15 protein-coding genes are annotated in these 18,613 nt (G+C 61.2%); 5 read left to right on the top strand and 10 right to left on the bottom strand.

Annotated elements, in window-relative coordinates:
• Nucleotides 1-26: 26 nt before the first annotated feature.
• Nucleotides 27-716 carry an alpha/beta hydrolase fold domain-containing protein gene (locus JNK74_06820; GenBank protein MBL7645889.1) on the top strand — a complete coding sequence of 230 codons (690 nt, stop codon included), beginning with the start codon at nt 27-29 and terminating at the stop codon, nt 714-716.
• A gap of 98 nt (nt 717-814) precedes the next feature.
• Here the strand turns inward: JNK74_06820 and JNK74_06825 are convergent, their stop codons facing one another.
• The 4 genes from JNK74_06825 to JNK74_06840 all read right to left on the bottom strand — a co-directional run bounded on the left by JNK74_06825 (nt 815) and on the right by JNK74_06840 (nt 5,023).
• The gene (locus tag JNK74_06825) at nt 815-1,246 is read right to left on the bottom strand and encodes a hypothetical protein (GenBank protein MBL7645890.1); all 432 of its coding nucleotides are present in this window, start codon (nt 1,244-1,246) and stop codon (nt 815-817) included.
• A 52-nt stretch (nt 1,247-1,298) separates the two neighbouring features.
• Nucleotides 1,299-1,703, bottom strand: coding sequence for a hypothetical protein (locus JNK74_06830; GenBank protein ID MBL7645891.1), 405 nt, complete (start codon nt 1,701-1,703; stop codon nt 1,299-1,301).
• A gap of 125 nt (nt 1,704-1,828) precedes the next feature.
• A complete protein-coding gene (locus JNK74_06835; GenBank protein ID MBL7645892.1) occupies nt 1,829-3,007 on the bottom strand; it encodes an exo-alpha-sialidase in 1,179 nt (392 codons plus the stop codon).
• 549 nt (nt 3,008-3,556) lie between these two features.
• A complete protein-coding gene (locus JNK74_06840; GenBank protein ID MBL7645893.1) occupies nt 3,557-5,023 on the bottom strand; it encodes a putative DNA binding domain-containing protein in 1,467 nt (488 codons plus the stop codon).
• A gap of 275 nt (nt 5,024-5,298) precedes the next feature.
• Between JNK74_06840 and JNK74_06845 the strand changes: the two genes are divergently transcribed.
• Nucleotides 5,299-6,321, top strand: coding sequence for a Gfo/Idh/MocA family oxidoreductase (locus JNK74_06845; GenBank protein MBL7645894.1), 1,023 nt, complete (start codon nt 5,299-5,301; stop codon nt 6,319-6,321).
• Nucleotides 6,322-6,336: 15 nt separating this feature from the next.
• A complete protein-coding gene (locus JNK74_06850) occupies nt 6,337-7,320 on the top strand; it encodes a Gfo/Idh/MocA family oxidoreductase (GenBank protein ID MBL7645895.1) in 984 nt (327 codons plus the stop codon).
• Between the two features lie 129 nt (nt 7,321-7,449).
• On the opposite strand, the gene JNK74_06855 is transcribed toward JNK74_06850, so the two are convergent.
• The 3 genes from JNK74_06855 to JNK74_06865 form a co-directional block, all read right to left on the bottom strand.
• Nucleotides 7,450-7,986: a transposase gene (locus JNK74_06855; GenBank protein MBL7645896.1), complete on the bottom strand. Its 537-nt coding sequence runs from the start codon at nt 7,984-7,986 to the stop codon at nt 7,450-7,452.
• 316 nt (nt 7,987-8,302) lie between these two features.
• A complete protein-coding gene (locus JNK74_06860; protein ID MBL7645897.1) occupies nt 8,303-8,839 on the bottom strand; it encodes a methylated-DNA--[protein]-cysteine S-methyltransferase in 537 nt (178 codons plus the stop codon).
• A gap of 86 nt (nt 8,840-8,925) precedes the next feature.
• Nucleotides 8,926-9,969, bottom strand: a complete 1,044-nt coding sequence (locus JNK74_06865) for a metallophosphoesterase (protein ID MBL7645898.1) — start codon at nt 9,967-9,969, stop codon at nt 8,926-8,928.
• 393 nt (nt 9,970-10,362) lie between these two features.
• Here JNK74_06865 and JNK74_06870 point away from each other — a divergent pair, with 393 nt between their 5' ends.
• Nucleotides 10,363-11,484, top strand: a complete 1,122-nt coding sequence (locus tag JNK74_06870) for a hypothetical protein (protein MBL7645899.1) — start codon at nt 10,363-10,365, stop codon at nt 11,482-11,484.
• On the opposite strand, the gene JNK74_06875 is transcribed toward JNK74_06870, so the two are convergent.
• Entirely contained in the window at nt 11,417-14,509 is a 3,093-nt protein-coding gene (locus JNK74_06875; protein MBL7645900.1) for an efflux RND transporter permease subunit, read from the bottom strand. The two genes, JNK74_06870 and JNK74_06875, sit on opposite strands and share 68 nt — an antisense overlap.
• Nucleotides 14,506-15,654: an efflux RND transporter periplasmic adaptor subunit gene (locus tag JNK74_06880; protein ID MBL7645901.1), complete on the bottom strand. Its 1,149-nt coding sequence runs from the start codon at nt 15,652-15,654 to the stop codon at nt 14,506-14,508. Before JNK74_06880 ends, JNK74_06875 begins: the two co-directional genes overlap by 4 nt.
• Before the next feature lie 356 nt (nt 15,655-16,010).
• Between JNK74_06880 and JNK74_06885 the strand changes: the two genes are divergently transcribed.
• On the top strand, nt 16,011-17,345 hold the full coding sequence (locus JNK74_06885; GenBank protein MBL7645902.1) for a sulfatase: 1,335 nt from the start codon (nt 16,011-16,013) through the stop codon (nt 17,343-17,345).
• A gap of 9 nt (nt 17,346-17,354) precedes the next feature.
• Here JNK74_06885 and JNK74_06890 read toward each other — a convergent pair whose 3' ends face one another.
• Nucleotides 17,355-18,590, bottom strand: coding sequence for a hypothetical protein (locus tag JNK74_06890; protein MBL7645903.1), 1,236 nt, complete (start codon nt 18,588-18,590; stop codon nt 17,355-17,357).
• Nucleotides 18,591-18,613: the final 23 nt, after the last annotated feature.

Below are 18,613 nucleotides of genomic sequence, written 5' to 3' on the forward strand. Positions count from 1 at the left end.
CGGAGGAGAATCGTCCCGCCGTCCTCATGATCCACGGCGGCAGCTTTGAGAAAGGCAGCAAGGAAGACGAAAAGCTCATCCGCCAGGCGGACGCCCTGGCCCTGGCGGGCTATGCCTGCTTTCTGATCGACTATCGCCTGAAGGGCGACAATCCCCCCGCGCCGCAGGATTGGGAGCCGGACAGCAACTCGCCCCTGTTTGAGGCCCTGGACCTGCGCGAGGCGATGCACGCTTCTTTCGTGGATGCGAAGGTGGCGCTACGCTATATCCGCGCCAACGCGAGCGCGCTGCGGGTGGATCCGGACCGCATCGCCGTCTGGGGCGAATCGGCGGGCGCCTTCGCGGCCCTGGCCGCCGGGCTCACGACCGACGAATCTTTTGCGAATGACGGTCCCGGCTTCACGGTGCCCCCGGAGAACAACCCCGGCACCAGCGCCCGCGTTTCCGCGATTGTGGATTGCTGGGGAAGCGCCGCGCCGGTGATCGACGCTTTCGATCCGAGCGATCCGCCCGTGATGATCTTCCACGGTGCCCAGGATTTCACCGTGGGCCTGGCGCTTGGACCCGCGCTGGATATCCGCAATGCCTGCGTGGAGAATGGCATCCCCGTGGCCTACTACCCCATCTCCGGCGAGGCCCATGGCGCGTGGGAGGGTCTCTTCGAGGGCCAGACTCTCGCGGAGCTTACCGTGGCCTTTCTCGGGGAACATGTCTGAATTGAGAATTATGAATTACGAATTGAGAATTGCGCATTGATGGTGGAGACAAAAAAAACGGTTGAGCAGCATTCATAATTCGTAATTCAATTCGTAATTCACTTCAACCAAACCTGCACCTGCTTTTGCTGCTTGCCCCACTTGAGCGCGGCCTTGTGGCTCTTGAAGAAGAGATCGATATGGTCGCCCTTGATCGCGCCGCCCCGGTCTTCCACCGTGCCGTAGCCATAGCCAGGAATGTACATCTGCGTGCCCATGGGGTACTTGCTGGTGTCGGCCGCGATGGTACCCACTTTGGCCTTTTTTCCGCTCGCGGTCTTGCCCACGTCCTTCTTCTTGCCTTCGTTGGCCCCGTCTTTCACCACGGTACGGCGGAGGAACAGGGTGTGTTTCCAGTTGGTGCACTTGCCGCACTTGCAGTAGCCCGTGACGAGCATGTCGCGGGTCACCGGCTCGCCCTTCGGTTTCGGGGTGGAGGCGCAGCCTGCCAGCAACATGACAAGGATAAGGATGGCGGAGAGGTGTTTCATACCGCAATTTATGTCACACCGCGCCGCACGGTTGCAAGCGCCCCGACCGATTTCACCCCGCCTCCGCGAAGAAGGGGCTCGTTCCCTGAATCTGCTGGATGACGGGTTTCATCAGGTCGGCGATGCCCCGATCAATGGGGGTGCCGGCGCGCTCGCAATACTCTTCCAGCTCCTTGATCGCCTTGCGCAGCCGCTCCCGGCTCTTGCCGACGGCCTCGGCCTGGGCCGAGGTGGTTTTCGGCGCCTCGCCGTCTTCTCCGGGGCCCAGCCCGTCTTCCATCCGCCGCGCCAGCAGCCACGACACCACAATGTCGCTCAGCCGCAGCACCAGCAGCGGATTCTCCGCCACGCCCCGGTCTTTCAGCAACTTACCCACGCCCCGCACGAACTGTCGGTTCAATTCCGCTTCGTCTGCGGTCATCCAGAGCTCGCCCAGGGCGAGTGTCGTCATCTTCATGGTAAAAACCCTCCTTATATTAGGAGGGGACGTTGCACTTTTTGGGCGTGTCAGGTCAGCGAGTCAAGATAAATCGGGCCGATCAGATTGCGATCTGACCGGCCCGATTCGCGTGAAAATGGCGATTATTCGCCTTTAATCCAGCTTTCCTCAAAGGCCACATGCTTGATGGTGGAGCCGGGCGTCTTCTCGTCTTTATAGGAGTAGGTGCAGTGAATTTTTCCGTCCTTCGCCTGCATGATGGAAAAATAGGACCCCGATCCTGCCTCCGGCGCGAAATCTTCCAGCTTGCGCTTAACCGGCCAGGTAACTCCTTCGTCTTCCGACAGGTACACCGTGACCACGTGTCGACCATCCACATCGTTGCAAACGAGCACCCAGTGACCGTTTTCCAGCACCACCACATCCACCGATGAGCCGGGATTGGGAATGTCCATCTCGGTGACCGGTCCCCAGGTCATGCCGCTGTCTGTGGACACCGCCTGGCGGATCTTCTTGGGGAGGCCGTTATCGCGCATGTAGGCCACGATCTCGCCGTTCTTGCGCTTTGCGAAAGCCGGCTGGATGTTGCCCAGTTGCATGGTCATGATGGGCTCGCCGCTGGTCCAGGTCTGGCCCCAGTCTTCCGTGAAGACGGCCATGGACGAGTTCCAGATATCGGAGTAAAGCCCGAGCATGATCCGGTTCTCGCTCGTCATGATGGGGTGGATGCGGGTCATCCAGCCGAGGCGCTGGTGAATCTTGATGGGCGCCGTCTCGCGCAGTTGCTGGAGCATCTCTTTCACCCGGGGGATTCCCTCGATCACCGGCCCCATCTCGGTGTTGATCTGGTCCAGCGTGGCTATCATCTTTGTTTCGAGGTTCAGCGGCCGTGTGTGAATCACGTCCTGCCAGCCCCAGACCGGCGGGCCGTCGCCCTGGTAGTTGGTGGAGGTGCGATACTTCAACAGGGAGCCGCCCCACTCGTTGTCCTGCACGGCGATCCAGAAGAGCCACAGCGTGCCCCGGGGATCCATGAAGAGCACCGGGTTGCAGTCGGGCAGGTCCGGCGTGTCCGCCATGAGAAAGGGCTCGCTCCAGGTATCCGAGCCGGCCCGCTTCCGCGCGCCCTGCACCAGCACGTCGTCGGAATTGCGCTCGCCCGATCCATGGAACCAGCACGCAATCAGGTCGCCCTCCGGCGTCTGGATGATGCTGGACCCGTGGTTGTGCTTGGGATCCATGGGGAAAATAAGCTCGCTCTCCAGGGCGGGGGCGGCGAGTGCGCCAACGATGGCGCATAGCAACAGCAGGCGGGTCAGCATGGGGGATTTCCTCTCTCGTCGTAGTGTGGCATGATAGGGTTTGTGCCCTGTCCGCAGGCGGGGCGTGCCGGAAAAAATCGTGGCACAACCCCGCCGCGCGGGGCAAGTTCGCGTGAACGCGGGCTTCCGGGTGGGTCCACCGGCGACGCAGTATGAACGGGGGATAAGCGGGCCGCCGGCGGGGATGATAGCTCGGGCAGGCTCAACCCCTGCACGCGCGGGGACCACCCCCGTGAGCGGAAGCAGACTTAGTGTAGCATGAAACGGGCGCGAGCGCAGTGGCAATCAAGTTTTCCGAGCTGTGCTGGAATTTGCAATTTCAGCCCTCCAGTGGCACGCGGACGACCTTCAAAGTTGCCCATGCCGTCTGTCCTGGAGAACGCTCGCCCAAGACTTGGTTATCAAGCAACCATCAAGCAATTTAATTCGGTTGCAACCAACTGCGATAAAACACCTTATGGACGTTTTTGTCCTCGAAAATATTGAATTATTATGGAGCATAACAAGCAATTCTTCGGCTGGCCAATTAAATACAAATAAAAACCGACACTAAGACCAGAATGGGATGTACCGAAGCGCCCGCGTTCCCACTGAATCGTCGAAGGGGCGAATCAACCCACTCGAAATCGTGTCTCTGATTATTTTCGATGCTTGGGCAGCGTTCTTCTTCTCGATTCCAAATCGCTCTCGAAGGGTTGTGTTTGTCATCTCCTCTCTCGTTACCCATTTCAGGCATGCGTGAAGGTAGCATGCCCGAACGCGATCCTCGCCATTCATGTCGTTTAGAGAACGATGCGAAAAGAGTATCGAGCGCGTATTCTCACCCGGCGATTCAAAGACAGGAGCAGGCAATTGGTAGAGCTCCGTTTCGGAGACTACCTTATCCACTCCGCTGCCACGTTCTTCACACACTCCGACACGCCGCATATAAGCGGCGAGCGCCTCGTTTCGAGAACGAGGCGGTGTGTCGAGAAATCGAATGGTCTCAACAAGCGGAGCGCCAGGGTTTGTGATCTCCAGCCGGTCATCAAAAATCTCTATCATGGGACCAGCCCCGGTTATCAGAAAATCTTGATGGATTAATGCGTTTGCCACCAGTTCACGGACCGCAATTTCTGGATACATGGTCACGTTCTTCCGCAACGCCTTCTCGACAACTTCGTTGGCGGGGAGAAGGTTGTTCACGAAACCAATAAGTCCCTCAAAACCGTTCGCATAGCCCTTGGATCCGCATTGCTCGCGAATGGCTTCCCGACGTCCTTTTCCGCGGTAAACTATGACGCGGACCGCCTTCCGTGAAAGGGTGCCGAAGTCGCTCAGGCGACGGGCAAAGAGTATGGCCCCGAGATTCGAGATATTCCATCGCCCGGCGCCGTCACGTGCGATCATGCCGTCCGATTCGAGCGCGGCAAGAATGAGTTCCGGTGCCTTCGGTTCCGAAAGATTCAGGAGCTTGAAGTACGCTTGAAAATCCAAGAGGCGGAGCACTCCAGTGCCGGGAATGCCTCTGTTGGCGACCCTGGATTCAAAGCGAGTATTCTCAAATATCCGCCAGAGCTCACGTTCACGTTCAGGATGGGCCCTTAACTTCTTCTTATAGCTTCCCACTCGGACAAATTCCTCACCCGAGAATTGAACGGGTTGTCGGCATGCCGCCTCGATTTCGAGAAGCACGACGGGACATTCGTCAATGCGCAACTCGAAGAACCGGCAGTGGATCTGCGGGTTCAGCAATCGAAGCAACCAATTCTCAAGCGCCTCATTTCCGACTTTGGCCTCGAATGGGCGAAAGCTGGTGCCCAGGATAGCGTGTGAATGGTCATCCACACCCCAGAGCAAATAGGCCTTGGACTTCCCGACAAGCGCGGCTGAATTCGCCAAGGCAGAGACGTACTGGCCAATCTCCTCCGAATTGGCGTTGTTATGCTTGAACTCCACCCATTCGGTCTCGGCAGGCAGTTTTCGCAACTCCTGAAATAAACCCGCGTGGAAATCGTCTGAATTGCCGATCGGCATTATCTTGTGCTCCACATTCACGTTCACGCCATGCGTCGGGGCGTTGGTCTTTGGCCGCACGCGCAGTTTGTCGTCTTTGCGCTTCATGTTTCAAGTTCAGGGAATAGGGATAGTCTACCCCCCACTGATCACCCAAGACTCGCGTTCGCCATTCATTCCAAGATCTATTTTGGCCTGTGCTATCCTTGTTGCGTCGCCTTAGAAGTGCGCACACTTCACATTGAATCGGACGACGCAATTTTTCTGCAGAATTACGGCTGGAGACCAACAGACCCATGTTTGCAAACAGAAACCAACAAGCATCCACCGGTGTGCGGGCGTCCATGAACGTCGCCATCATCGGGTGTAGTGGCATGGGGCGCGTACACGCCCAGATGGCTGTCAATTGCGGCCTCAAGATTGTCCTCTGCGCCGACAAATCGAAGGAAGCGGCCGAGGCCCTCGCGGCAAAATACGGCGCCAAGGCCGTGACCGACGGCCTGAAGGCTGCCGCCAGCCCGGAAATCGACTGCGTAGCCATTGCGACGCCCACCATGACCCACCTCATGTTCATCGAGGCGGCGGCGGCGGCGGGCAAGCACATCTTCTGCGAGAAGCCTCTCTGCCGCACTACGGCGGACTGCAAGAAGGCCATTGCGGCGGCGAAGAAAGCCAAGGTGAAGCTTTTTGTCGGCCACGTGGTGCGCTACTTCCACGAATTCGAGGCCATGAAGGCCCAGGTGGAAGCCGGCGCCATCGGCGAGCCGGGCTATGTGAAGATCTACCGCGGCGGACTCTTCCCCGGCGGCCCGAAGAGCTGGTTCGCCGACTACAAGGGCAGCGGCGGCGTGACCTTCGACTGCGCGATCCACGACATGGACTGGGTGCGCTACGTCTTCGGCGAGCCGGAGCGGATTTTCTGTCAGGCGCTGATGAAGAACGAACCCTTGTGCATCGATTATTCCCAGAGCAATATCCGCCTGAAAAACGGCATGATCGCCACCATCCTCGGCACCTGGGCCCACCCCAGCGGCTTCCAGGTGAAGGCGGAGATCTGCGGCAGCGGCGGCATGATTCAGTACGACAGCAAGGAGGCCCCGATCGGCTCCATGCTGCGCCAGACGGAAGCGGGACCCAGCATGGTGGTACCCAGCAGCCCGGTGGCCGAGAGCCCCTACCAGCGGGAATGGGAAGACTTCATCGCCTGGGTACAAGATGGACGTACGCCCCGCGTCACGCCGGAGGACGGCATGATGGCCGTCAAGATGGCCGAAGCCGCATTGAAATCCAACGCCACCGGCCAGCCGGTCAAGTTATAAGAAGGACCAGAGATCATGGCTAAAATTGGCATAATGAGTTTCGCCCACATGCACGCCTTCAGCTACGCGGCCTGCCTCAACGCCCTGCCCGAGGCCGAACTCGCCGGGATTTGGGACGACGACGCGAAGCGCGGCAAGGCGATGGCGAAGGAATTCAACACGAAGTTCACCGCCAGCCTGGACAAGTTCCTGGCGGGTGATATGGACGGCGTCATCATCTGCTCGGAGAACGTGAAGCACCGCGCGATGGTGGAGGCCGCCGCGAAGGCCGGGAAGTGGATCCTTTGCGAAAAGCCCCTGGCCCCCACGGTGAAAGAGGCGAAGGAAATGGTCGCCCTGTGCAAGAAGGCCGGCGTCGGCCTCGGCACGGCCTTTCCCTGCCGCTTCGCCCCGACCCTCATCGAAGCGCGCGCCCAGATCCAGTCCGGCGCCCTTGGCAACATCCTCGCCATCGCGTGCACCAACAATGGCCAGTGCCCCTTTGGCTGGTTTGTCGATGAAAAGCTCGCTGGCGGCGGCGCCACCATGGATCACACCGTCCACGTGGCCGACGCCCTCCGCTGGATGCTGGACAAGGAGTTCACCAAGGTCTATTGCGAGAACGGCAACCTCCTCCACAAGAAGGAGATCAAGACTGACGACCTGGGCATGCTCAACCTCGAAATGGAAGGCGGCATCCAGGTCTCCCACATCGCAAGCTGGAGCCGCTCCAAGAGTTTCCCGACCTGGGGCGACGTCACCATGGAATTCATCGGCACCAAGGGCGTGCTCAACGTGGATGCTTTCAACCAGAAGGTCAACGTCTTCAACGACGCCACCATGCGCCACACCTGGGCCTCCTATGGTGACAACCCGGACCTGGGCCTGGTGCTGGACTTCGTCAACGCCGTCGACGAAAAGATCGAGCCGAGCGTCACGGGGTTGGATGGCCTCCGCGCCACCGAAGTGACCGTTGCCGCGTGCAAGTCTGCAAAATCCAGGAAAATGGAAAAGATCTGAATCCAGTCAATGCCGCCAGTCTCAACGACGAGGCTGGCGGCACACACTCGTTCCCACGGTCCTCCGTGGGAATGCATACCGTTCCGCTCGGCGGAACAAGCCTGCGGGTGCCCACTTCACACACCACTGTCACCCCCAGTCTTTGCACACTTCGATCAACCCCGACTCCCCCAAATAATTCCGCGCACTCGAATAACGCCAGTGCTCCGGCAAGTCCACATAACCCCGCTGCTCCGGGTTGTTGTGGATATAATCCAGCTTCTGCCGCATCATGTCCCAGCTCAGAATCTCCTGCGGATGGGACCCCTCCTGCCAAACCTGGAAATCCCGATCATCCTTGCCCCGCTTCTTGCAGAACTTCATCTGCTTCAAGATCGTGTTCGCGCGAAGCTCCCGGAGACACTTTACGATCTGCTTCGCCGTGTAGGATTTGAAGTTCGCCACGTCGTGTCCTATGTCCTCCGACGCGGCGATCATGTGCAGGTGATTCTCCAGAATGACATAGCCATAGATGTTCAATCCCCGTTCCGACTGAAGATAGCGAAAGCTATCGAGAACGATATCGACCGTCGCGGGGCGCGTGAACACGGGAAGCCAGTTCACAATGGTGCAGGTGAAAAAGTGTGCGGCCTTCGGATCGTCAATGCCGTAACGACTTCTACCCATGACATGCCCCTCCTGGCGGGTCTCTTGGATACTTCTGGGTATAGTCTAAAACGTCGGGGCGGTTTTCTACAAGAGCGCGATTAAGAATTCCGGTACGCTTTCATACCCCCTGTTCCGCCGAGCGGAACGATATGCATTACCACGGAGGACCGTGGTAACGAGACCATTTGGGTTGGGGGTGCGTTGCTAGGGCACGCCGCCTCAAGGCCATGTGCAATCCGAAACGAGACCGAGCTTCCTGGCTACCACGGTCCTCCGTGGTAGTCTATACCGTTCCGCTCCGCGATACAGCCCGAGGGCAGCCACTCGTCTTCCATCAGCGCCCCTCCTGTTCCCGCTGCAGCAGGGCGCCCTTGCGCTCCAGGCCCCACCGGTAGCCCGACAGCGATCCATCCGTGCGCACGATCCGGTGGCATGGAATGGCCACGGCGATCTTGTTTGCTGCGCAGGCGGTGGCCACGGCGCGGACCGATTTGGGCTGACCTAATCGATGCGCAATCTCCGTGTAGCTCGCGGTCATGCCGGGTGGCACCGCCTGGAGCGCCTCCCAGACCTGGCGCTGGAAGGCCGTGCCGCGAATGTCGAGCGGCAGATCGAGGCCACGCGCGGGATGCTCCACGAAGCCCACCACCTGGCCGACCATCACGTCGAAATCTTTGTCATCACCGGTGATTTCCGCCTTCGGAAAGGCATCCTGCAGATCTCGCGCGAGTTGCTCCGGGTCTTCGCCGAGGAAGATGGCGCAGATGCCCTTTTCCGTCGCGGCGACGAGGATCGCGCCGAGGGAGGACTGGCCGATGGCAAAATGGATTGTGTCACTTGCGCGAGATGCAGTGGGAGTCATGCCCAACATGATAGCGCTTCCTCCAAGTCATCCAGCCGAAGATCGTACATTCCGTAAAATTCCGTGCCCTTCCGTAGTCAATCCTGCTCTCACCCTTAGGCCCAGGGCAACGCCTCGACCTTGTCGATCTTCTTGCCCGGTTCACTGGTCCAGGTGCTGCCGTCGGGCAGGATGCTCTCGGCGGTGTACTTCCCCGTCTCGGCGTTGACCGTGATGATCTTGCCGCCCTTGGGCACCTTGTCGCCGCCGTAGCCGCCGTGGCCACTGGCGCGGCCGTAGTTCAGCTCGACGCCGCCCCAGGTGCCCTTGTAGTCATTCACATGATCGTGGCCGCAGAAATAAGCGCGCACCGTGCCCAGCGCGTCGATAAGCGGCAAGGTGGTGCCATCTTCCTCCCACGAGCAGACCTCCTCCAGAAAGACGCCACCCGTTTCCGCCTTCGACCACACCTCCGAGTACTGCTTCACGGGAATGTGCACGATGGCGAAGGCGTTCTTCGCGGTCGGGCGGTAGTCCTGCGCCGGCAGGGCCTTCAGCCAGTCGCGCTGTTGTTGGAGCATCCCGCCCTCCATGGAATTCATGCAGACGAAATCCCAGCAAGGATTGCCCGCCTTGTCCTGCAGCGCCACCACATAGTTGCCGCCACTAGCGCCGCCGCGATAGAGGGATCCCTTCGCATCGTGAAAGGTGTCGTGTCCCTTCACGTAGTCGTCCAGGCGGTCGTGGTTGCCCCACACGAAGAGCCAGGGCACGCCCCACTTCGCCAGCTTGTCCAGTGCAAAGGCCTGATACTCCGCGCCGCGCCCATCAGGATTGTCGCTCCACAAATCGCCCGACACCACCAGAAGTTCCGGCTGCGTCTTGTCGATCAAGCGGGGAATCTCCTCCAGCGTCCGCAGGTCCATGGCCGGGTCGTCGTTGCCGTAGAAGTGAATATCCGTAAGCTGGAGCATTCGGATGCGCGACGGATCCGCGATGGTCAGCGTCGACTTGAGTTCGGGATAGGTGGCCGAGGGCGCCAGGCCCACATGCTGCTCCGGAGCATCCTCCGCATGGGCGGAGCGGGGAAGCAGGGCGGCGGCGGAAAGCGCGGCGGCGCTCCCGAGAAACTGACGACGGTTAACGTGGAAGCGGGTCATAGCGGGTACTCCAGAGGGTTGCACATGGACGGAGCTATAGTCTGACACAGTCCACCGGGAACATTGCAAGAACGTTAAGGGGGGACGGACCCGTGCCGAAACACCCCACCGAGGCACAGGCGCTCCAAGTTCCAGAGCCCACCTCAACCCGCGCCCCCGACGCCAACGCACGGGCCTGTCCCTGGGGATGTAATGGCGCGACCAGAATTGATGCAAGTCCCGACTTTACATCCACTGGGACATGCCGCCGCTCTTGCGGGCGTTTCGCTCGACCGTTACTTCGAGGAAGTGAAACGGTTGCGTTGATCTCACCCGGTACGCCTGCGGCGGTACGTCCCATCCAGTCTTGGAATCTCCCGCCCCGTCCGATACACTGACGGCCGGAGGTATTCCATGTTGCGCCGCTCTTATTTGACACTTTATTGCGTTGTCTTGATTTTCCTTGCCCTTACCACTTACGCCGAGATCTGGCCCGAGGCCCACTGGGCTGAGTCCACACCGGCCGAGGCCGGTCTGGATGCTACCAGTCTCGACACCATGGCCGCCTTCGCAGGTGGGCGGGGCTGCGTGGTTCGCGGCGGGAAAATGGTCTACACCTGGGGCGATGCGACGAAGCGGGGCGATGTGGCGTCGGCGGTGAAGCCCTGGTTTTCCACCTTCCTCTTTCTCGCCGTGGAATCGGGCAAGATCGAGAGTCTGGACACGCCGCTGGTGACCTTTGAGCCGCGTCTGGCCGAGATCAATGCGGCGCTGGATCACAAGGACCGCAATATTACCTTTCGCCATGCGGCGAATCAGACTTCGTGTTATGGCGTGACGGAAGCGCCGGGCAGCGCCTTCAATTATTGCGACTGGCAGATGGCCCTCTTCGCGGACACGCTCTTCGGCAAAGTTTACAGCCACGGCTGGGACACCGTAGACACTGCCGTGCTCGCGCCGCTGCTGACGGATCGCCTTCAATGCGAGGACAGTCCCACGTTCAGCGCTTTTGGGGAGAAGGGTCGCCGCGGACGGCTCGGGGTTTCGCCTCGGGACTTTGCGCGCTTTGGCCTGCTCTATCTGCGGCAGGGCCGGTGGCGCGATGGACAGGTTATTTCGGCGGATCACGCCCGCATGGCCGTGACCAGCCCCCTGCCCGCCGAATTGCCCCGCACCGCCCGCGCCGTCAGCGAAATGATTCCCGAGCAGCGCAGTCTGGGCTCGGAAAAGATCCCCAACGACCAGACGGATCATTTCGGGAGTTACAGTTGGCTCTGGTGGGTTAACGGCGTGGACCGCGACGGGCTGCGCAACTGGCCCGACGCGCCGGTGGACACCTTCTGCGCGCTCGGCCACAAGAACGGCCAGCGGGGTCTGGCGGTCATTCCGTCGCTCGATCTGATCGTTTCCTGGAACGACACGACCCTGGGCGATCACCCGGTGAAGGAAAAACCGTTGAACACCATGTTCAAGTTGCTGATGGCGTCGCTTCTTCCGGGTTGTCCGGATGAACCATCGAGTACACCGCCGGAATAAGCAAAAGCGTGATCAACGTGGAGCTGGAGAGCCCGCCGATCACCGCGCGCGCCAGGGGGGCCTGGGCGTCCGCGCCTTCGCCGATACCGAGCGCCAGTGGCAACAGACCCAGGATGGTGGTCAGCGTTGTCATCAGAATGGGGCGCAGGCGTCGGCGTCCCGCCTCGGCCACCGCGTCGCGGGTGGACCAGCCTTCACCGGTGCGAAGCTGGCCCGCCTGATCGACGAGAAGGATGGCGTTGTTCACCACGATACCGCCGAGCATGATGCAGCCGATATAGGACTGGACGTTCAGCGTGGTGTTGGTGGCATAGAGCGTAAGTAGGACGCCGATGGCCGCCAGGGGCACGGAGCACATGACGATGACCGGGTCGCGCAGGGATTCGTACTGGCAGGCGAGCACCATGTAGACCAGGACCAGCGCGAGGATCATGGAGACCATCAATTCGCGGAAGGACTCCTTCTGCTCCTCGTAGTTGCCCGCCACCGCGAGATCGTAGCCGTCGGGCCGGGCGATGCCGTCCAGTACCTTTTCCACATCGGCGGCCACGGAGCCCAAGTCGCGCCCGGCGATATTGGCGGTGACGGAGGCGATGCGCTGCTGGTCCTTGCGCTCGATCTGCGTGGGGCCGCGCCCGCCCTCCGCGGAGACCAGGTTGCGCAGCGAAACCCGTTCACCCGTGGGCGAGGTGAGGGTCAGGTTCAATACTTCGTCGATCGTGAGCTGCTCCGCATCGCGAAATTGCACCAGGATTCGGTAGGAGTTTCCGCCGCTGCGAAATTCGCCGGCCTGGGTTCCCGCGAAGGCCGTTTCGATGGCCTCGGCAACGTCGCGCACGCTGAAGCCCAGGTCCGCGGCCTTGTCGCGGTCCACGCTGATCTCCTGCTGGGGCAGGCCGTCGTCCCGGCTGGAATCGATATCCGTGACGCCGGGCACATCCTTGATCGCATCCGCCACCCGGTCCGCCAGCAGATCGAGCGTCGCCAGGTCGAATCCCCGGATCTCCACCGTCACGCCGTCGGAGCCGCCGATGATCCGTTCGAGCAGGAACTGTCCCTGGGGGGCGGTGACGCGCACCTCCATGCCGGGAATTTTTCCGGCGAGGCGCTTGCGAAGGTCATCGGCAATCTCGGTGTTGGACCGGGTCCGCTCTTTGGCGGGCACCAGGGAAAGGCGCACCTCGGCCTCGCCGCTGTCGCTTGCTTCGGCGATAATCGAAATGGCCTCGGGCACCACCGGCTTCACAATTTCTTCCATTTTCCGGGCCTGTGCGTCGACGATTTCGAGCCGCGTCCCCACTTCCATCTCGCCGGAAACCCGCACCTCGCCCTCGTCGCTTGGGGGCATGAACTCCGTGCCGATCATGGGGAGGAGGAACAGGCTCGCGCCCAGCGCGACGAGGGCTGAAAATACGGTAAAGATACGATGGCGCAAGACGACCCGCAGCAGGTCGCGGTAGGCGCTGTCCAGGCGGTTGAACAACCCCTCGCTTGAATCGGCGAGCCAGCCAATCCAGCTCGGCTGCGATTCATACTTGCTGTGGCGTTCCTCGGGCGATTCCACCAGTTTGGAGGCCAGCATGGGCACGAGGCTCAGCGCCACCAGAAGCGAACACAACAGGGAAAAGACGATGACATAGGCCAGTTCCTGGAAGAGGATACCCGATACGCCTCGCACGAAGATCAGCGGCAGGAAAATCACCAGGGTGGTTATGGTACTGGCCACCACCGCCGCGCCCACTTCGCCCGCGCCGTGAATTGCCGCATCCATCTTGTCTTCGTGGAGCTCGTCGCGCCGCCGGAAAATGTTTTCCAGGACGACGATCGAATTGTCCACCATCATGCCCACGCCGAGGGCGAGGCCGCCCAGGGTCATGAGGTTCAGCGTGAAGCCGCCGAAGTAAATCAGTGCAAAGGTGGCGATGATGGAGATGGGGATCGCGAGTGAAATGACGATCGTGCTGCGCAGGTTGCGCAGGAAAAACAGCAGCACGATAACAGCGAGCGCGCCGCCGTAAAGCACGGAATTGGCCACGTTGTCGATGGAGCGCTCGATAAAGTTGCCCTGGTTGGCCACCGCGATCACTTCAATTTGCGGAAAATCGCGATTGACCGCCTCCACCTCCTTCAGGATTGCGCTGGATACCTCGACGGTGTTTGCGCCCGCCTGCTTGCGGATGCCCACGCGGATGCCCCGGTGGCCGTTGAAGCGCTCGGTCTCGGATTGCTTCTCGTAGGTGTCCACCACATTGGCAATCTGCCCGACGGTCACGGGAACGCCATCCTGAAGGGTTACCACGGTATTGCGGATTTCATCCAGGTTGGCGAATTGCGCCGGCGCCCGAAGCATGACCTCGTGGGTGCCCTGTTCTATCTTGCCGGCGGGCAGATCGAGGTTTGCACTCCGCACCGCCTCCAGTACCTGATTCAACGGCACGTCGAGGGCGTTGATCTTTTCGGGATCGAGCTCGATGCGGAGTTCGCGATTGAAGCCGCCCCAGAGGTCCACCTGGGCCACGCCGGGCACGCGCCCGAATCGGTAGCGCAACTGGTCTTCGATCAGCGTGGTCAGCTCCACCGGGTCGAGATCGCCCTGCACGCCAAGAATCACCACGGGGAAGCTCGCGATGTCGAATTTGCGCACGCGGGGGCGGGTAATGTCGTCGGGGAGCTCGTTGATCTCGTCTTCGATGCGCCCCTGCACGTCCAGCGTGGCCAGATCGATATCGGTGCCCCACGAAAAGGTTACCCGCACGTTGCTCCCGCCCTCGTAGGAGTTCGAGCTGAGCTCTTCCACGCCCGGTGTCGTCGCCACGATCTCTTCGATGAACTGGGTGACCCGCTGCTCCATGACCTCGGGGCTCGCGCCTTCATAGGAGGTGTTCACGGAAGCCGTGGGCATTTCGATGCTGGGGAGCAAATCGATCTGCAGGCGCTCGAGCGAGACTCCGCCGAGGATGACGACGATGAGCGTGACCATCGTGGTGAGCACCGGTCGCCGCACACTGAATCGGGGCAGGTTCATTCGGCCGGCCCCGCTTCCGAGGCCACCGTCACGGCGGAGCCGTCGTCGATCAACTGCTGGCCGAGAGTAACCACGCGCCCGGTGAGCCCTTCACCCTCCACCTGCACGCGCCCGCCTTCACGCAGGCCGGTGGTGATGGGCCGCCAGGTCACCTTCGTGCCTGCGTCGTCCACCAGGAAAACGCCGGCAACGTCGCCCCGCGTGGCGATGGCCGCCTCGGGGATAATCGTCGCGTCCTCCGCGCGGGCCAGTTCCAGCGTAACGCGTATGAACATACCTGGTTTCAGACGTTGATCGGGATTGTCGATGGCCAGCTCCACCCGCGCCTGACGGGAGGTCTGCTGGAAGATGGGGGCAATCCGCGCCACCTTTCCATGGAAGGTTTCACCGGGATAGGCGTCGGTCGCCAGGGTCGCCGTCTGGCCTTCGTGGAAGCGCGCATAGTCCGACTCGGTGACGTGGATCACGCCCGTGATCGGCGACAACTCCACGATGGCGAGGATGGGTGTATTCGCGGAGACGGTGTCTCCTTCATCCACGAATCGCTCCGCCACCACGCGGCGCTCGCTGCCCTCGGCCCATTCGGCGTTCACCTGGGTATAGGCGAGTCGTATCTTCGCGGACTCCAGCGATGATTCCGCCCGCTGCATCTGGGCGCGGGCCACTTCGAGGCGGGCCTGGCCCGCGAGCTGCTCCGTCTTGGCGGCGTCAAATTGAGATTCCGAGGCAATCCCCTGCTCCCGCAGGGTCTCCACGCGGGCCAGTTCGCGCTGGGCGATGTCCAGCGTGCTGTTGGCCTCCGCGAGCGTCGCCCGGGCCACCGCCAGATCGGCGTCGGCCTGCGCCACCGCCTGCACGTATTCGCGGTCATCCAACTCCACCACCAATTGCCCGCGGGATACCGGATCCGCCAGATCGACCGCAAGTCGTTCTATACGCCCGCTGATCTTGGGCGCCACCATGAATTCCGCCGTGGCCTCCAGCGTCCCGCTGAAGGTGCGGCGAAAAACGATGGGACCGTGCTCGATGGCGGCCACCTCCACCGGTGCGGGCAGCTCCTCGCGAGGCGCGGGCCCATTTCCCAGCGTTGCAACCCTCCCCGTATGGATGAGCCAGGCGAGACCACCGCCCGCGCCAATCAGTATGAAAAGAACGAAGAACTTTTTGAACCCCCGCCGGGCGCGGCTCCGCGAAGCTACGTTTACTGTCTGTGGGTCCAAGGCTGTGCTCCCGTGGGATGTTCATCGAGGGTCATAATTGGATTGAATGCAAGGTGGCGCCCGCCGGAGCCCTAGTCTACACGGGTGTGGACACCCGATGTCCAGCACGAAGGGATCGGCGGCACCCGGTGGCGCAATCCGACACGCCTGCTTCATTCGTACTCCGGAGGATACGGTGTCATGGTTGATAGCGGCGCTTTACTCGGTCCTCGGGGCGGATCTACACTGGCGGCTCAGCCCCGGAAAGGACTCATGCCATGCGCGGTTATTGGACTCGATCTTTGACCCTCGGGTTTCTCTCTCTCGCCCTGCCCGCCCTCGCCGAATTGCGCGAGCGCCCCAATGTCGTTTTTGTCTTTGCCGACGAGCATCGCTACCAATCCATGGGCCACACGGAAATGCCCGCCATGAAGACCCCCACCATGGATCGCATGGCCGCCGAGGGATTTTCCTTCAGCCAGTGCGTGAGCAATTATCCCGTCTGCTCGCCCTACCGCGCCATCGTCATGACCGGTCGCTGGCCTTATCAGTCCGGCATCATCGACAACAGCATTCCCCTCGCGCCGGAATCCGCCACCATTGGAAAGGCCTTCCAGGCGGCGGGCTATCGCACGGGCTACATCGGCAAGTGGCACCTCGGCGGTACGCGCGCCGAAGCCTATGGCTTTGACACGTCGTTGATCTGGGAACACACCACGAACCACTTCGATGCGGCCGAATTCTACCCGGCCGAGGGTGAACCCGTGAAACCCAAAGGCTATAACGCCACCCGCATGACCGATCAGGCCCTCGACTTCATCGTTGAAAACAAATCCCGCCCCTTCTTCCTCATGCTCTCCCTCGATCCGCCCCACGCCAGGTTTACCGATGCCCCGCCGGAGAAGCTCGCCCTGTACCCCGAAGGCTCCCTGCCTTTCCGCCCGAACTATGAGGCCCCCGCGCCGGGCGGGGAGAGCATCTTCACGTCGAACGGCTCGCCACACTACGAGGGCTACCACGCCCACATCAGCGCGGTGGACGATGAATTGAAGCGGATCCTGGACCGGCTGGACGGGGAAGGATGGTCGAAGGACACCATCGTCGTTTATTCCTCCGATCACGGATCCATGCATGGCTCCCACGGCGTGGGCAGCAAGCGTCAGCCCTTTGAAGAGTCCGTGCGTATTCCCCTCATCATCTTCGGCCCGGGCCGCGTGCCCGCGGGCCATTCGAGCCCGGCCCTGTTTGGCGCGATCGACATGGCGCCCACCCTCTGCGGTCTGGCCGGTATCGATCCGCCCGAAGGGTGTATGGGCGAAGACTACAGCGGTGTGCTCCGCGGCGAGGAGGCCCCCGCGCGGGACGCCCAGTTCATCATGCACATCGCGAAAGAAAATGCCTCGGGCGGCAATGAACACCCGGCCCCAATCTTTCGCGGCGTGCGCACCGAGCGCTACACCTACGCCGTGGGACCCGACGCCCCCATGTATCTCTTCGACAACGTGGCCGACCCGTTCCAGATGACGAATCTTATCGCTGATCCGGCATACGCCGCCCTGCGCCGAGAACTGCGCGGACGCCTCGCCCGATGGCTCGAGCGCGCCGAAGATCCCTTTGTCCCGCCGGCGGCCGAGTGATTTCGCGCGCTACGATCTCTTCAAGTCGAAATGCAGCATCGCATTGAAAAGCGGGGTGACCTGAACCAGGTCGCGCGCCAGGTCGCGCTCGTGCTTGTTCCCGATCCTGGTGTGCTGGACCAGCCCGAAGTCCTCCATTGGCCTGAGCACTCGCGTGAAGAACGTCACCAGAGCATGCCTCGGGTACGGCCCCTCGGAAAACTCGGCGGCGACCGCCGGTGTGTAGGCCTTTGCCATCAAATCGCCTGCGGCAACAGGTTCCTGCGCCGACTGCTGAATCGCATAGAAAATAAAAGGGATGGTGGCCTGAACGCCGGGGTAGTCGGGCAGGGTGTCCAGGTAGGCAAGATCAAACTCGTTGTATAACGATTGAAACATCAGGCGCTGGAGCGTCCCGGCGCCGTCGTCTTCCAGGGCTTGGAGCCCTTTTTTCGTGACTACCAGCGTTCCCTTGTAGTGGCGAACGAAACCGATTTCCAGAAGCAGGAGGTGGACCATGTGCAGTGGCTGTACGTCCATTTCGTTGATGACACTGGAATATCGAAGCATTTGCGCGACGTCAACTTCGGGGAAACAGTCCGAATCGAGCAGAAATCTCACCGACGCCCGGTTCAGTCTCTTCTTGGGCGTGAGCTTGAAACCGCCCGTGCTTTTCGCGAGCGCGAGAAAGCGGAAGGCGTTCATGCAGTAGCGGCTCCCCGCCAGTTGCTCTTTCGGGATCTCGTCATCGATCCAGAAAACCCCGCCGGGCTCGGTCCAATCTTCTCCGATGAGATTGAGCACCTCCCCCGTCGTGAGGCCAAACAGTCGTTCGTAACGCGTGTCGTCCGCCTCAACGACCGCTTTCTTGAGGGCACCCATCAGTTCTTGGGGCGTCTCGTAGTCGCCGGAGTCAAACACTTGCTGAACCGCCTCGCGGACCGCTTCGGGCATATCGGGTGGAAAATCCAGCTCCTCCGCCGGGCCGCCGGCCTGGACATACTCTTCGTGGATCATATCCACCAGGCGAACAAAGACCGCCTCCACCTCGCGCGCGTCGGCCCGCTTCTTGATTCTGGGCAGGTGCTCCTCAATGGCCTCGGCAAGATCAATAACGTCATCGCCCGAGAGGGTCAACTCCAAGCTCTTCATCGTGCGGAGAGCAAAGCGAAGACGGGCCACAATATTGGCCGGGAGCGGTACATGATTCAAAATGGCGTCCCGCTCGGAATCGCTGATGTCGATAGTTATCAAGGGTGTTGTCAAGCTCTGTCTCATTCCCGACGGGT

It is taken from the genome of Candidatus Hydrogenedentota bacterium (assembly GCA_016791475.1).
GTDB lineage: Bacteria > Hydrogenedentota > Hydrogenedentia > Hydrogenedentales > JAEUWI01 > JAEUWI01.

What these genes read in the sequence shown, in the direction of transcription:
- JNK74_06820 (MBL7645889.1), top strand. Translation starts at nt 27, where the DNA reads ATGATCCACGGCGGCAGCTTTGAGAAAGGCAGCAAGGAAGACGAAAAG.
- JNK74_06825 (MBL7645890.1), bottom strand. Translation starts at nt 1,246, where the DNA reads ATGAAACACCTCTCCGCCATCCTTATCCTTGTCATGTTGCTGGCAGGC.
- JNK74_06830 (MBL7645891.1), bottom strand. Translation starts at nt 1,703, where the DNA reads ATGAAGATGACGACACTCGCCCTGGGCGAGCTCTGGATGACCGCAGAC.
- JNK74_06835 (MBL7645892.1), bottom strand. Translation starts at nt 3,007, where the DNA reads ATGCTGACCCGCCTGCTGTTGCTATGCGCCATCGTTGGCGCACTCGCC.
- JNK74_06840 (MBL7645893.1), bottom strand. Translation starts at nt 5,023, where the DNA reads ATGCCGATCGGCAATTCAGACGATTTCCACGCGGGTTTATTTCAGGAG.
- JNK74_06845 (MBL7645894.1), top strand. Translation starts at nt 5,299, where the DNA reads ATGTTTGCAAACAGAAACCAACAAGCATCCACCGGTGTGCGGGCGTCC.
- JNK74_06850 (MBL7645895.1), top strand. Translation starts at nt 6,337, where the DNA reads ATGGCTAAAATTGGCATAATGAGTTTCGCCCACATGCACGCCTTCAGC.
- JNK74_06855 (MBL7645896.1), bottom strand. Translation starts at nt 7,986, where the DNA reads ATGGGTAGAAGTCGTTACGGCATTGACGATCCGAAGGCCGCACACTTT.
- JNK74_06860 (MBL7645897.1), bottom strand. Translation starts at nt 8,839, where the DNA reads ATGTTGGGCATGACTCCCACTGCATCTCGCGCAAGTGACACAATCCAT.
- JNK74_06865 (MBL7645898.1), bottom strand. Translation starts at nt 9,969, where the DNA reads ATGACCCGCTTCCACGTTAACCGTCGTCAGTTTCTCGGGAGCGCCGCC.
- JNK74_06870 (MBL7645899.1), top strand. Translation starts at nt 10,363, where the DNA reads ATGTTGCGCCGCTCTTATTTGACACTTTATTGCGTTGTCTTGATTTTC.
- JNK74_06875 (MBL7645900.1), bottom strand. Translation starts at nt 14,509, where the DNA reads ATGAACCTGCCCCGATTCAGTGTGCGGCGACCGGTGCTCACCACGATG.